Genomic DNA, 13,320 nt, shown 5'->3' with positions numbered 1-13,320 from the left:
ATCGCGGCGACCCTAGCAGAGCCAATCACACACGGGCAGGGGGATCTGCCTGCATTATCAACCCTGTGTCTCAATTGCCCTCTACAGAAAGCCCGACAGCGGCAGCACCAATGCCGGTGCATCCTCAAAGGCCACCGCCTCGATCTCGGTCAGAAGATAGTCCCGCCCTTCCGCGCGGACACGCACCCGCGCGCCGTCACGTTCCCAGCTGTAGTCTGCACGGGTGCCCGGCAGCAGCACACGGTCCAGACCGGCACCACCATGAAGCAAATCGCCCCGCCCGCGGGCGACCAGAATATCGTTGCCATCCCCGCCCAGCAGCACATCGCGCTTGCCGGTGCCTTCCAGCCGGTCCCGCCCGTCGCTGCCCAGGTAAATCCCGCCGTGCAAAAACGCATCCCTGTCGCGGGTTTCGGCCCAATGCGGCCCGTCGATGTTGTAGGCGGTCAGCCGGTCTTGGCGCGGGGTCTTGTCCCACAGATGCCGCAGATGCCCCCAACTGCCCCATTTGCTGGGCCGACCCACGTCGCTGTAGGCGTTAAAGCCACGTCCGCCCAGCCGCCGCCAGACCACCAGCATCTCATCATAGATCTCCGCCAGCTCTTCGCTTGTGCTGAAGGCGGTGAAGAAATCCGTGAGCGCTTCGTCATTGGCCTCAACACCAACGCCCACAACATGGCTGCCGCCTTCATACATCAGGAAATCCAGCCCGGCTTCGCGCGCGCGCTCTGCGTGATAAGGCAGATACTCTTGCGTCATCCGGCGCAGATCGCCTGATCGCAGCGCCTCTGCAGCTTTGGCGAATAGGTCGTCATGACGCCGCTCCGCCACAAACTCACGCAATGCAACCCGTTGCAGGCCTTCCGCACTGCCCGCTGCCTCCGCTGTCGCGCGCGCCTCTTCAAGCCAGCCACGCACGGTTTCCGCGCCCTCTTCAACGCCAAGCGAAACGCCAAAATATCCGGTCACAGCATAGGCCTCAAACAGGCTCACCGGAGCAGGCTTGCCCTCCGCCTGCCACAGCGGGGCCTCCAGCAATCCGTCCTCATAGCTGGGCCAGCCGGTATGCACCGCGATCACCCGGCTCAGCCGCGCCTCTGCGGCGTCGCCAAAGACATCGCCCCAGATCTGCGCCATCTCGGCGGCCTTCATCCCGGCAAACTGCATCTGCACATCGCTGCCTTTGCCCCAGCGTGCCTCGCCTTCGCGCAACACCCATTGCGCCTGCTCAAAGCCCCAGTTCCAAAGCTCGTTGGAGTATTCCACATGGGCCACCAACTCCGGGTCCAGATGGTCGCGCACATAGGTGGCAAAGCGCGTCATATAGTCGGCCTCCGCAAGGTGGGGCATGTTGAACCAAGGGTCCGCACCGATCTGATTGGCCAGCGCAACCATCACCTCAACCGGCACACCGCGCCAGGCATAGGTGAAATCGCTGGGCAACGGGCGTCCTTCCCAGCGCGATTGCGTAGAGCCATTGGTCTGCATCCAATCCATGAACCGGACCTGGCGCAGATCATCCACCACGTTCAGCCAATCCGGATTGAAAATCACACCCGCGTTCCAAAGCGGGATATGTGCCATCGACAGGACTGTGATGTCGCGCACATAGTCGCCGGACAGCTCCGGATCCGGGTTGCGGATCTTGATCCCCACCAGCCCATCGCCGGGCGTGTAGTCAAACCAGATCTCTCCCGGAGCTTCCCGCACCACACGCGCACGCCCGGTGAGCTCGATTGCGCCACTGCCCTGCCAGGTGACGCGGTAGCGCCCGGCGAGCCCTGAGGACTCCTCCGGCTGATCGGTGAACAGCACCGTTTCAATCGCCTCGATCTCTTCAGGCAATCCCCAGATCCAGCCGTCCTCATCGACCAATCCGCGATCCTGCAGGTCCTCAAAACTCAGGGCCCCCCAGCGCCCGTCCACATGGCCAACCCAGGGGCGCGCGGTCTTCATGCGGTTGAGAAACGGATGCTGCGTCGCCCAATCGCTGACCTCGCTCAGCCCCATGGACAGCGCCGGATCGGCCAGCCCGAGTCCTTCCAATTCCGAAGGGCTGTCCGCTGCGTCGGAAAACCCGCTTTGCTCCAGCGCCGCGCCTTTGTTGGCCGCCTCAATCGGGCGCAGCACCAGACGGTGAATTTCGTCACGCACGGCCTCCCAATAGGTGCGCACATCCGGATGGATCGTGTCCGGCAACACAACCGCCAGCGGCAGTTCGGATTCAAACAGCCAGACATATGTGATCGCGCCCGCCAGCAGGTATGTGGTTGCGGTGCCATGGGGCGCATCATCGGAGTAGAGCGCCTCAGACGGCATGCCTTCCAATACGCCCCCATCCAGCAATTGCGCCATCACGCTGGCCACGGGGATCAGGTCAATCTGCACCTCAGGCCGCGCTGCACGCAGCTGATCCACATAGTTTTCAAACCACGCATGATAGTCTCCGGTGTTGAACCGCTGATATTTGCGCAGCTGGCGCGCATTTGGCGGGAAGCGGCGCACCTGATTGCCCATATAGGCCCAGCCTTCATAGATCGCGTAGCGCACCGGCTCTGCGTCACCAAGCCGTTCCTGCAGATTGTCGATCACGTCCAGCGTCGCTGTGACCGGGGAGTAATTGTCCGGATTGTCGCCCTCATAAGGCTGCTCAGGTGCGCGATATTGAATGAAGTTTGCAGGCGTGATCAGCACACTGTCCCAGCCCACATCGGCAAAGTTGCGATAAGCGCGCGTCCAGCCGCGTTGCACCTCTTCAAATCGCCAATTGGCGGAGGGCCGGCCGCTTTGGGCAAAATCGCGCAAAAAGCCCCATTGGCCATCCAGTCGCAGGTCGGTCCCCGCGGCTTTGGCAAACACCGCCATCCAATGCGGCGCGGTGGTTTCATCGCTGTCGGTCAGGTGGTGCACCAGACTGTTGCCATAGATATAAACCGCCTGCGCGGTCTTGCCGTCCGCCGTGTCCGCAGTCTGTGAGCTCGTCTGCGCAGCGGCAAACTGCACCGCGCAAAATGTGGCCAACACAGCAAGGCCGCGTCTGATCCACTGTGTCGTCTTGGTCATGCTCTCTCCCTGAGCGGCGTATTCTACAGCCCGGATGGTCATCCGTGGGGCCACTATGCTGTGATTCCCAAGGCGCATCAAAGCCGATCAGGCTTAACAGAGCGTGGCTTTGCGTCACCTTTCAAAAACTGGAACGCTTTTCTGGCCTTGCTCATTTTGATGGCATAGAGGCAGTGTGAGGCATGACAATGAGGAGCAGCACCATGATCGGCACAGCGTTACCCCAAGACAGAGGGTTTGATGTTGGTCGCTTGGAGGTGCTCTCCGGCTGGATGGATCAGCTTGTTGCCGATCGCAAATATGCCGGTTGTGCTCTGCTGATCGCCAAAGAAGGCGATGTGGTGTTTGATCACGCCACCGGCCTGCGCAGCCTGTCGCGCAACCTGCCGTTCGAACGCGACACCGTTGCCCGCATCTATTCCATGACCAAACCGATCACCACGGTGGCTCTGATGATGCTTGTGGAGCGCGGCCTTGTGCATCTGGACGCGCCGGTCTCTGAGTTTATCCCCGGCTTTGCCAACAGCCATGCCCTGATCCCCGGCGCGACTTCGCTGGATCAGGTGGAACCCTGCGCCAGCCCAACCCTGCACCAGCTTGCCGTCCACACCAGCGGCCTGACCTATCCGTTCAATCCGGGTCTTGTTGCTGAAGCGATGGATGCCGAAGATCTGCTCTTCAAACCCACCCAAGGCAAACTCGAAGATGTTGTGAACAAAGTCGCCGCCCTGCCGCTCGCCTTCGCGCCGGGGCAGCGTTGGGAATATTCTGTGGGCATCGACATTCTGGGCCGCGTGATCGAGGTGGTCTCCGGCAAATCGCTGGAGCGTTTTTTCCGCGATGAAATTCTGGATCCGCTGGGCATGACCGAAACCGGCTTTTCAGTTGTGCCGGGAACGGAGTCGCGCTTTGCCGATCTTTACACCCCGCTTGAGGGGGACGCGATGGCGCTCAACGCGGCAAAGGTCGGTGCCAACACGCTGCGCGAAGTGGACAACGCAGAGCGGTCTCCTTTCCTGAAAGCAGAGACATTTTCCGGCGGCGGCGGGCTTGTGGGCACCATGGATGATTATCTGCGCTTTGTCGAAATGCTCCGCTGCGGTGGCGCGCTGGGCGAGACGCGCTTGCTTGCGCCACGCACAGTTCCCTTCATGATGGATAACCATCTCCCCGACGAGATCGCCGCCATGGGGCCGCAAAGTTTTGCTGAACAGCCGATGGAAGGCATGGGCTTTGGTCTTGGCGGCGCTGTGGTGCTTGATCCTGCCCGCGCCCGCTGTCCCGGCAGTTTTGGCGATTTCAGCTGGGGTGGGATGGCCTCAACCTTCTTCTGGACCGACCCGATGGAGTCGCTGTCGGTGGTCTTCTTCACCCAGCTCTCCCCGTCCAGCAGTTACCCAACGCGCGCGCAGCTCAAGGCACTGGTGCAGGCGGCGCTCACCTGAGCCTGCCATAAGTGTTAACGCGGATGGTGAGACCGAGATGCACACCTCCGCGATACAGCCGCAATACCGACGCGATACAGACGTCCGTGAAAATTGGTTAATTCTGCGCTGGGCGCAGCAGGCGGCCAAGCACGGTCATCACCATAAACAGTGTGGCGGCGACGCAAACCACCGACGGTCCGGCAGGCGTATCCATCTGATAAGACAGTCCCAATCCGCCCACCGCAGCCGTCGCACCGATGCCCGCTGCCCCAAAGGCCATGACTTCTGGCGAGCGTGCCACCGCCCGTGCCCCTGCCGCCGGAATGATCAGCATCGCCACAATCAGCAAAGCCCCAACCACCTTAATTGCCACCGCCACCACAATGGCCAGCGCAAATGTCATAAGCTGTTGTTCACGCTGTGGATTTAATCCGTTGGCGTAGGCGAGATCTCGGTTCAGCGTGGCGGTCAGCAGCGCCTGCCAACGCCAGGCCATCAGCCCGACGACCAGCGCCGCGCCGCCCCAGATCACGATCAGATCGGTTTTGCTCACCGCCAGAATGTCGCCAAACAGGTAAGACATCAGGTCCAGCCGCACCCCTTGCAGGAAGGATACCGCCACCAGCCCGAACGCCAATGCCGAATGCGCCAACACCCCAAGTAGCGTGTCGACGCCAAAGCCTTTTTCCGAGAGGTTGGAGACCGTCAATGCCATGGCCAGTGCAATCGCCATCGCGCCTGCAAAGATCGAGACCCCGAGCGCCAAAGACAGCGCCACGCCAAGGATCGCCGCATGGGCCGTTGCATCGCCGAAATAAGCCATCCGTCGCCAGACCACAAAGCAGCCGAGAGGGGCTGCCGCAAGCGCAACGCCAACGCCGGCGAAAAGCGCGCGAACGAGAAAGTCGTCAAACATATCAGTGAGATCCGTGATCGTGGTGGGCGTGGTCAGCGTCATGACTGTGGTCATGGTCGTGATGATGGTGGTGATCATGCTCATGCCGGTAAAGCGCCAGCGCACCATGGGTGCCGGTGCCAAACAGTGCCCGATATTCCGGGGCAGAGGCGACAATTTCCGGCGTGCCATGGCAGCACACATGCCCATTGAGGCAGACCACACGGTCTGAGGCGCTCATCACCACATGCAGCTCGTGGCTGACCATCAGTACAGCGGCCCCGGTGCTGCGCCGCACCTGCTCAATCTGGGTGTAAAGATCTGCAGAGCCGGGCTGATCAAGGCCCGTTGTCGGCTCATCCAAGATCAGCAGGTCGGGCTTATCCATCAAAGCCCGCGCCAGCAGAACGCGCTGGAATTGCCCGCCCGAAAGCCCCGCCATGGGCCGGTTTTGCAGGCCTTCCGCGCCAACCTGCGCCAATGCTTCCTCCACCTGCGCCTTGCTGCGTTTGGTGGGAAGCGACAGAAAACGGGCGGCGGTCAAAGGCATGGTGGCATCAATCGCCAACCGCTGCGGCACATAACCGATGCGCATGCCCGCGGCACGCAGAATGGTGCCCTGATCGGGTTTGAGCGCCCCAATAATGCAGCGCAGCAAAGTGGATTTGCCACTGCCATTAGGGCCAACAATGGTGACAATCTCACCTTTGTCGATGGCCAGATCCACGTTGCTCAGCGCCTGATGCGACCCGCGTTTCACCGACATTTTGCTGACGGTGACAAGTCTCATGCCGGTGTCTCCGCTGTGGGTGCGCAATCCGGGCAGAGCCCTTCCGCCTCCACCACCGTGCTTTCCACCACAAAGCCCATCGCCTTGGCGGCTGCGCCCAATGTGGATTTCAAAGACGCGGCGGTTTCGCCAACCGTGTTGCAGCCGCGGCAAATCAGGAAGATGGGCGTGTGGGTGTCGCCGGGATGGGCGCAGGCCACATAGGCATTGAGCTTCTGAACCTTATGCACAAACCCGTTGAGCACCAAAAAATCCAAGGCGCGATATACGACCGGGGGCTGCGACGCATAACCTTCCTCAGACAGAATGCCCAAAATATCATAGGCCCCCATCGCGCGGTGTTCCTGCAGCAAGATCTCCAGAACCCGCCGACGCCCCTTTGTCAGGCGTAGCCCTTTGGCCGCGCAGGTTTCTTCTGCGGCGCGCAGCCCGCTGCCCACACAGGCGGCGTGGTCATGGCTTTGAAATCCCACGGTTTGCATGGAGCCTCCTGACGGTCCTCAAGATTTGACGCTTGATATAGTATAACATTTCAACTAGAGCCAGCCCCTGTAGCAACAAAAGGAGCGCTGACGTGCGATTCATTCCTATGGTCTTTGCGGCGACCGTTTTGGCCGCGCCGGTGCGGGCGGAAGCGCCACGCGTTGTGACGGACATCCTACCAGTCCAGGCGCTGGTCGCCAAGGTCATGCAAGGTGTTGGCGAACCTCAGCAATTGCTGCCTGCCAACCAATCGCCACACAGCTACGCCCTGCGTCCGTCCGAGGCGCGCGCGCTCCAAAACGCCGATCTCGTGGTCTGGATCGGTGCGGAGCTGTCTCCCGCGATGGACGAGGCCATCGACAGCCTTGTGAATGACGGAGAGGCGTTCTCCCTGCTGCATCTGAACGGCACACGAGAGCTTGCCTATCGCGAAGATGAAACCTTCCTTGAGATTGCTCTGGGTGAAGGGGGGGATCATCACGACGAGCATGACCACGACCATGATGCGCATCATGACGACGATCATGAGGATCACGATGACCATGCACATGACGAAAAGCATGACGACCATGATGATCACGGCCACGACGATCACGACCATGACGATCATGCGGATGATCACGGCCATGATGAGGGCCATGAAGAGCATGACGAGCATGACCACGACAAACATGCCGACCACGAAGGTCATGACGACCATGATGACCATGCGGATGAGGCCCACGCGGGCCATGAGGGGGAACACCATCATGACCACGATGGCGTTGATCCACACGCCTGGCTTGACCCGCAAAATGCCAAGTTCTGGATGGGCGCGATTGCAGAAAAGCTCGCCACCCTTGATCCGGAAAACGCTGCGACCTACCGGGCCAATGCCGCCGAAGGTCAGGCGGAGCTAGAGGCGCTGACAGCAGAGATCGCCGAAGAGCTTGCCCCTCTGAAAGGGCACGGCTTTGTGGTGTTCCACGACGCCTACCAGTATTTTGAAACCCGCTTTGATCTGTCGGCCTCCGGTGCGATCCTCTCAGCAGACGGTGCAGCCCCAAGTGCCGCACGTCTGGATGCGGTGCGTGATGTCCTTTACAAAGAAGGCGTCACCTGCGTTTTCACTGAGCCACAGTTCAACGCCAAAGTTGTGAAGGCGATCAGCTCCGGTCTGGATCTGCACTCCGAAGAGCTGGACCCGCTTGGCGTCAATCTGGACAGCCCGGATTATCTCGCCCTGATCCGCAACATGGCGGAGCAGTTTGAGCACTGCCTTGAGGGTCACGATCACTAAGAGGGCTGCTTGCCTGCTTTAGGTCCAACGCAATTCCGCGGGGCGTATTTCAAAGGAAATATGATGCGCCCCGCCAAGCAGCTCCTCAACCGTATGGTTGGCCAAGGCGCGCCAATAGGGCTGTAGGGTCACCGCATCTTCCTGCAAGATCCGTTCCCCCCGTTCCACAAGCGCCCGCCGTTTGCTCAGATCAAGCGTGCCAAGCGCCTCATCCAGAATGGCGTCAAATTCCGGATTGGCATAGCCGAACTCATTCCACGCTTCACCGCTGCGATAGGCCAGCGCCCAGATCTGAACGCCGAGTGGGCGGTGGTTCCAATCCGTTGCGCTGAACGGGAACTTGTCCCAGTTGTCCCAATAGATGCTGCCTGGAACAATGGTGGTTTTGGCCTGAAATCCCGCATCGCGCAGCTGCGCCACCACAGCATCCGTTGTGTTTTTGCGCCAGAGATCGTCGATGGTGTGAATTTCCATCTCAAATCCCTCCATGCCTGCCTCCTGCAACAGCGCCAATGCGCCGCGCGGATCATGGGGCGGCAGGCCGATGTCGGTATATTCCGGATGCGCAGGGCCGATATGGTGGTTCTCCGCGGTGCGGCCGTGACCGCCGTTGCCAAGCTCCAGCAGCACCTCATTGTCCACCGCCATTGCGATGGCCCGCCGGACACGCAGGTCGGCATAGGGCATCTGACCGTTCACCTCGGCCAGCTGATTGGGGCGCACCACCACCGTCGACATGGAGATCACATCGTTTTTGACCCAACCTTCGGTGGCACCGATCAGGTCGGCATATTCGCCGTCCACCGAATAGGTCATGTCGATTTCACCGGCCTTGGCCGCACGCGCCCAAACCGCCGGATCAGTGCCAAAATCGATAAACTCGATACGGTCCATCCAGGCGCCGTTGCCGTCGTTCCACCAGCTGTGATCCTCATTGCGCATCAACACACCACGCGCGCCGACCTGTAAATCCACCGGCAGGTAAGGCCCTGTGCCCACGGGATTTTCCAGCATAGTGGCCGGATCAAAGCTTTCATGCACAATCGCGGCGGGATAATCCGCCATACCGGGGATCAGCGAAATATCCGCCTTGGGCAGGTTCAGGCGCACCGTGTGGTCATCAACCACCTCAATCGCGCCGTCCAGCGCGCGGTTGGTGGCTGGATCAATCAGCGTGGCAAACCGCCCCGCCATAGAATTCCCAGCCAGATCCCGCGCGCACCAGCCTGTGATGTTGCGCGCCACATCCTGCGCCGTAAAGGCATCGCCATTGTTCCAGCGCACCCCTTGGCGCACATTCAGCGTATAGGTTTTGGCATCCTCGGAAATTTCCCAGCTCTCCAGCAGAGCGGGTCTAAACGTGCCATCGTTTTCATAGGTGACGAGATATTCCAGCCAGCCGCGCGTGAAATTGGCAATCTGCGGCCAGTCAAACAGGCGCGGATCTTTGAGCGCCCGCACTTCCTGCTGAATGCGCACAATGCCCCCCGCGGAGGAAGTCGCCGTCTGCGCTGCCACTGGCTTTGCGCTTCCAAGCAGCGCATAGGCCGTCGCGGAACTCGCTCCAAAAGCGCTGGCCAAAGTCAGAAATTCGCGTCGCGACATCTGGTCCGATCCAACATGGGCCGCCTGATCAATCAGGCTTTGCGGCAATGGCGCTCCGGTGCGGTTTTGAAAGGACATCGGTGCCCTCCAGTTTGGCTGGGGTTGCGAAATTTCTGAATGCCACAATGTTTGGCTTCTATGAAAGAAATGTCAAAGGCCGGAAATCCCGACCGGTTTTCAAGATCATAGGGCAGTTGTGCCACACAGCAATTCACATTCCTGGGTATCCGCGCACGAGGTGTTCCTCGGAAGACTCAACCGTTGAGGATTTCATGTGAAAGCCTGTCCCGTCAGGATCACTGTGCTATGCAAAGGCCATGACCACGGCACAAGACACGTCTTCAACGCGCATACTCAGCGTCACTTCCGTGCGCAACGAAGCGCCTTACCTGCTGGAATGGGTCGCCCACCACAAGGCCGCAGGCGTCACCGATTTCCTCATTTTTTCAAATGATTGCGACGATGGCACCGATGCATTGCTTCGGGCTTTGGACGCCGCAGGGATCATCACCCACGTGGACCACAAGCCAACGTCAGGCAAAAGCATCCAGTGGCAGGCTTTAAGGCAGGCGTGGAAACATCCCCTGCGCAAAGCTGCGGACTGGATCTTGGTCACCGACGTGGATGAATTTCTCAATATCCACCTGCCGGGGCACCGCATATCCGATCTGCTCGCCAAGCTTGATGAAGCGACGGATGCGGTGGTTCTGCCCTGGCGCCTGTTTGGCAACAACGACAAAGTTGCGATCGAAGACCGCCCTGTCACCGCACAATTCACCCGAGCGATCCCGGCAGACGCGCAATATCCAGTGGCGGCCAGCCTGTTCAAAACCCTTTTCCGGGCCAAAGGGCCGTTCAATCAACTGGGTGTGCACCGCCCCAAGCAGAAAGACCCCGAAAAAGCAGGCCTGCCAAACATCCGCGATGGCTCGGGCAACCCCGTGCATCCCTTTCTGGCCGAAAATGCGTCACGGCTGTCGCTCTATGGTCTTGGCGTGGCGCGCGATCTGGTGGAGCTTAACCATTATGCGGTGCGCTCCGCCGCCGCATTTGTGGTGAAGAACGAGCGCGGGCTGCCCAATCGAGCCTCAAAGAAAGTCGACCTGAGTTATTGGGTGGAGCGGAACTTCAACACCGAAGAGAACACCTCCATCGCTCAGATGCGCCCGGCAACAGAGAGTGTTTTGGCGCAACTTCTGGAGATTGACGGGGTCGCCGCACTCCATGCCGCCGGGGTGGCGTGGCATCAGCAACGCTTCCTGACCCTCGTGACCCAGCCCGCCGGACAAGAGCTGATGTCCCAAATCCTCACGGCCGGTGGCAGTCAGGTACCGCCACGACAATTGCAGCAGCAGTTGGTAAGGTGGTATCAACAGGCAACAGATAAAATATCCTGACGCCATTGCGTGATCGGGAAGAAGAGAGAGCAGGGGCAAACCCATGGGGAAGGCCGCATTCCAACTGTGCGAAGTGACAACCGCTGATCTGGCGGGGGCGACGCTTTTGTCTTGCGTGGCCGCTGAAAGCAGCGATGGCACTGAGGCGCAGGCGTTTTTCAAAACCGGCGTCGATGCCGGTGCAATTTCGGCTGGATCCGGCACCGAGATTCTGGAACGGCGCAGCATCGGCGATGGCGCCATCCTGCGCTTGCGTTTCGCGGGCTCCGCGCCCCGGTTGGTGATCAAAGATGCCCAGTCAGATATTGCCGTTGCACAGCCTGATTTGGACGTGTTTGACGGCTTGAATGTTGCCCTCGCGGTGCGCAATGGCGAAACCGCTGTCGCAACGCTCGCTTGGCTGCGCTATCACGCGGCGCATCACAATCTTCAGGGCGCGGTGATTGTGGATCGTGCGCAACCGGCGAAGGACACGGATTATCTGAGCGCGCTTGAGGCAGGCCTGCCGGATATCAAAGGGCTGAAGCAGGTCTTGGTTGTGCGGTTTGATGTGCCGCTGGGCCACGCGGATTTGCCGCCTGAGGCACACCCTTTCAACGCCCCAGACGCGCCGGGCAAGGACCGGATGGAAATCCCTGTGGCCTCTCCTTGGGATGCGCCATTGGGCGAGGTGCAAATCTTTGAGCTGATCCGCCACCGCTGGCTGAGCCGCGCCCGCGCGGTTGCGCTACTGGATATTTCTGATCTGGTCAGCCAGTCCAAAGGGGCAGGCACCAAGGGCCGCACCCTCTTTGATATGGCGGTCAAATCCGAAAGCGGTGCCATCACGCTTGTGGGGCAGCATTGCTACCCTTGGCGCGTGCGCAACGGGCAAGAGGCCAGCCACGCCGATCACATCTGCGTCCAGTTTGACGCCACCAAGATGCGCCGCCGCTGGGTGGTAGCGCCCAAGAAAGCGCCTTCTGATGTGGTCTGGCGGCTGATCCGTGTGGTCGGCGCGCGCACCAAGCCTGACGAATGGGTGAAATTCTACCGCTGCATGGCGCTGCGCCATCCGGCTAAGAACGTCGGGCAGATCGTGCCAAAGACCTCGCTGATCGAAGAGGACGAGCTGCTGAAAATAGCGCGCAAGAAGTTTGATCACAAACCGCTCCGCATGCCGGAAATTCCTGCGCCCAAGGTGGATCCGGCCGACAATGACGTGGCCATCATCACCTGCATGAAGAACGAAGGCCCGTTCATTCTCGAATGGCTCGCCTATCACCGTGCCATCGGTGTGAAGGGCTTTCTGGTCTACACCAACGACTGCAATGACGGCACCGACAGCTTTCTGGATCTGCTGCAGGAAAAAGGCTTTGTGCAGCATCGCGACAACCCGTTCAAAGGCACCAATCTGAAACCCCAGCACGCGGCTCTGCAGGCTGGCGAAAGTGAGCCCGTGATCCAGAACGCCGATTGGGTCATCTCGATGGATGTGGATGAATTCATCAACATCAAAACCGGAGACGGCACGCTGCCCGCGCTTTTTGAGGCGGTGGGGGATGCCAATCTGATCTCCTGCACATGGCGTCTCTTTGGCAACTCTGATGTGCATGGATACAGCGACACGCCGCTGATGGCGCAGTTCACCCGCTGCGCGCGCGAGCAAACGCGCAAGCCGCATCAGGCCTGGGGCTTCAAGACGCTTTACCGCAACATCGGGCTCTTCAAAAAGCTTGGCGTGCACCGCCCCAAGGGCCTCAATCCCCAGCTTTGGTCTCACATCCACTGGGTGAATGGCTCGGGTCAGCCCCTGCCCAAAGACATGTATCGCAACGCATGGCGCTCAACCGCAACCACGGTGGGCTATGATCTGGTGCAGCTCAACCATTATGCCGTGCGCTCGGCAGAGAGCTTTCTGGTAAAGCGTGACCGGGGCCGCGTGAACCACGTCGATCGCGATCAGGGCATGGCCTATTGGTTCCGCATGAACAACAACACCGAAGAAGACACCTCCATCCAGCGCATGATCCCGGCCATGCAGGCAGAGATGGATCGGCTCCTGTCTGACCCGGAAATCGCAGAGGCCCATGCCTTCTCTGTGGATCGCCACCGCGCCAAGATCGACGCGCTGCGCCAGACCACCAACTACGCCAAGTTCTACGAAGATCTCACCAGCGCCAGACAAGAACGCCTTGCCAGATTGCATCCGCATTTTGGGGCCAATGTCTTCCTTGCCGGGCCGGAGGTGATCCCGGATTGGGTTGTGGAGCGCGATTTACCAGATGATTTCTTCTTTACGGTAGAGAAGCAGGACACAGCCCATTAATGGGGGCTGCAACGGATTTTCGGAGACAGGGCAGGTGTTTCGGCCTAGACTGTTTCCAAATTAAGAACAAAGG

9 protein-coding genes are annotated in these 13,320 nt (G+C 60.1%); 4 read left to right on the top strand and 5 right to left on the bottom strand.

Features of this window, described 5'->3' with window-relative positions; translation table 11 throughout:
- Window positions 1-81 precede the first annotated feature (81 nt).
- Window positions 82-3,063 (bottom strand): calcium-binding protein, encoded by a 2,982-nt coding sequence (locus tag ACO07T_RS03420; RefSeq protein ID WP_422048268.1) that lies wholly within the window; start codon window positions 3,061-3,063, stop codon window positions 82-84.
- A 203-nt stretch (window positions 3,064-3,266) separates the two neighbouring features.
- On the opposite strand from ACO07T_RS03420, the gene ACO07T_RS03415 reads away from it, so the two are divergent.
- Window positions 3,267-4,508, top strand: coding sequence for a serine hydrolase domain-containing protein (locus tag ACO07T_RS03415; RefSeq protein WP_422048267.1), 1,242 nt, complete (start codon window positions 3,267-3,269; stop codon window positions 4,506-4,508).
- Between the two features lie 97 nt (window positions 4,509-4,605).
- Here ACO07T_RS03415 and ACO07T_RS03410 read toward each other — a convergent pair whose 3' ends face one another.
- From ACO07T_RS03410 to ACO07T_RS03400, 3 genes are read right to left on the bottom strand one after another with little or no spacing between them, the layout of a single operon-like run.
- Window positions 4,606-5,406 carry a metal ABC transporter permease gene (locus tag ACO07T_RS03410; RefSeq protein ID WP_422048598.1) on the bottom strand — a complete coding sequence of 267 codons (801 nt, stop codon included), beginning with the start codon at window positions 5,404-5,406 and terminating at the stop codon, window positions 4,606-4,608.
- 1 nt (window position 5,407) lies between these two features.
- Window positions 5,408-6,175, bottom strand: coding sequence for a metal ABC transporter ATP-binding protein (locus tag ACO07T_RS03405; protein WP_422048266.1), 768 nt, complete (start codon window positions 6,173-6,175; stop codon window positions 5,408-5,410).
- The gene (locus ACO07T_RS03400; protein WP_209084664.1) at window positions 6,172-6,657 is read right to left on the bottom strand and encodes a transcriptional repressor; all 486 of its coding nucleotides are present in this window, start codon (window positions 6,655-6,657) and stop codon (window positions 6,172-6,174) included. The genes ACO07T_RS03405 and ACO07T_RS03400 overlap by 4 nt, the downstream gene beginning before the upstream one ends.
- A gap of 92 nt (window positions 6,658-6,749) precedes the next feature.
- On the opposite strand from ACO07T_RS03400, the gene ACO07T_RS03395 reads away from it, so the two are divergent.
- On the top strand, window positions 6,750-7,937 hold the full coding sequence (locus tag ACO07T_RS03395) for a zinc ABC transporter substrate-binding protein (protein ID WP_422048265.1): 1,188 nt from the start codon (window positions 6,750-6,752) through the stop codon (window positions 7,935-7,937).
- Between the two features lie 18 nt (window positions 7,938-7,955).
- On the opposite strand, the gene ACO07T_RS03390 is transcribed toward ACO07T_RS03395, so the two are convergent.
- Window positions 7,956-9,620 (bottom strand): ABC transporter substrate-binding protein, encoded by a 1,665-nt coding sequence (locus tag ACO07T_RS03390; RefSeq protein WP_422048263.1) that lies wholly within the window; start codon window positions 9,618-9,620, stop codon window positions 7,956-7,958.
- A gap of 239 nt (window positions 9,621-9,859) precedes the next feature.
- Between ACO07T_RS03390 and ACO07T_RS03385 the strand changes: the two genes are divergently transcribed.
- Together ACO07T_RS03385 and ACO07T_RS03380 are read left to right on the top strand one after the other, a co-directional pair.
- Window positions 9,860-10,939: a glycosyltransferase family 2 protein gene (locus ACO07T_RS03385; protein WP_422048262.1), complete on the top strand. Its 1,080-nt coding sequence runs from the start codon at window positions 9,860-9,862 to the stop codon at window positions 10,937-10,939.
- A 43-nt stretch (window positions 10,940-10,982) separates the two neighbouring features.
- Window positions 10,983-13,247: a glycosyltransferase family 2 protein gene (locus tag ACO07T_RS03380; protein WP_422048261.1), complete on the top strand. Its 2,265-nt coding sequence runs from the start codon at window positions 10,983-10,985 to the stop codon at window positions 13,245-13,247.
- Window positions 13,248-13,320 lie beyond the last annotated feature (73 nt).

The sequence above is a fragment of the Shimia sp. genome, assembly GCF_965227725.1.
Taxonomy (GTDB): domain Bacteria; phylum Pseudomonadota; class Alphaproteobacteria; order Rhodobacterales; family Rhodobacteraceae; genus Shimia.
The sequence above is the reverse complement of the archived record's forward strand: the minus strand, read 5'-3'. Positions and strand labels throughout refer to the sequence as shown.

What these genes read in the sequence shown, in the direction of transcription:
- ACO07T_RS03380 (WP_422048261.1), top strand. Translation starts at nt 10,983, where the DNA reads ATGGGGAAGGCCGCATTCCAACTGTGCGAAGTGACAACCGCTGATCTG.
- ACO07T_RS03410 (WP_422048598.1), bottom strand. Translation starts at nt 5,406, where the DNA reads ATGTTTGACGACTTTCTCGTTCGCGCGCTTTTCGCCGGCGTTGGCGTT.
- ACO07T_RS03415 (WP_422048267.1), top strand. Translation starts at nt 3,267, where the DNA reads ATGATCGGCACAGCGTTACCCCAAGACAGAGGGTTTGATGTTGGTCGC.
- ACO07T_RS03400 (WP_209084664.1), bottom strand. Translation starts at nt 6,657, where the DNA reads ATGCAAACCGTGGGATTTCAAAGCCATGACCACGCCGCCTGTGTGGGC.
- ACO07T_RS03420 (WP_422048268.1), bottom strand. Translation starts at nt 3,063, where the DNA reads ATGACCAAGACGACACAGTGGATCAGACGCGGCCTTGCTGTGTTGGCC.
- ACO07T_RS03390 (WP_422048263.1), bottom strand. Translation starts at nt 9,620, where the DNA reads ATGTCCTTTCAAAACCGCACCGGAGCGCCATTGCCGCAAAGCCTGATT.
- ACO07T_RS03405 (WP_422048266.1), bottom strand. Translation starts at nt 6,175, where the DNA reads ATGAGACTTGTCACCGTCAGCAAAATGTCGGTGAAACGCGGGTCGCAT.
- ACO07T_RS03385 (WP_422048262.1), top strand. Translation starts at nt 9,860, where the DNA reads ATGACCACGGCACAAGACACGTCTTCAACGCGCATACTCAGCGTCACT.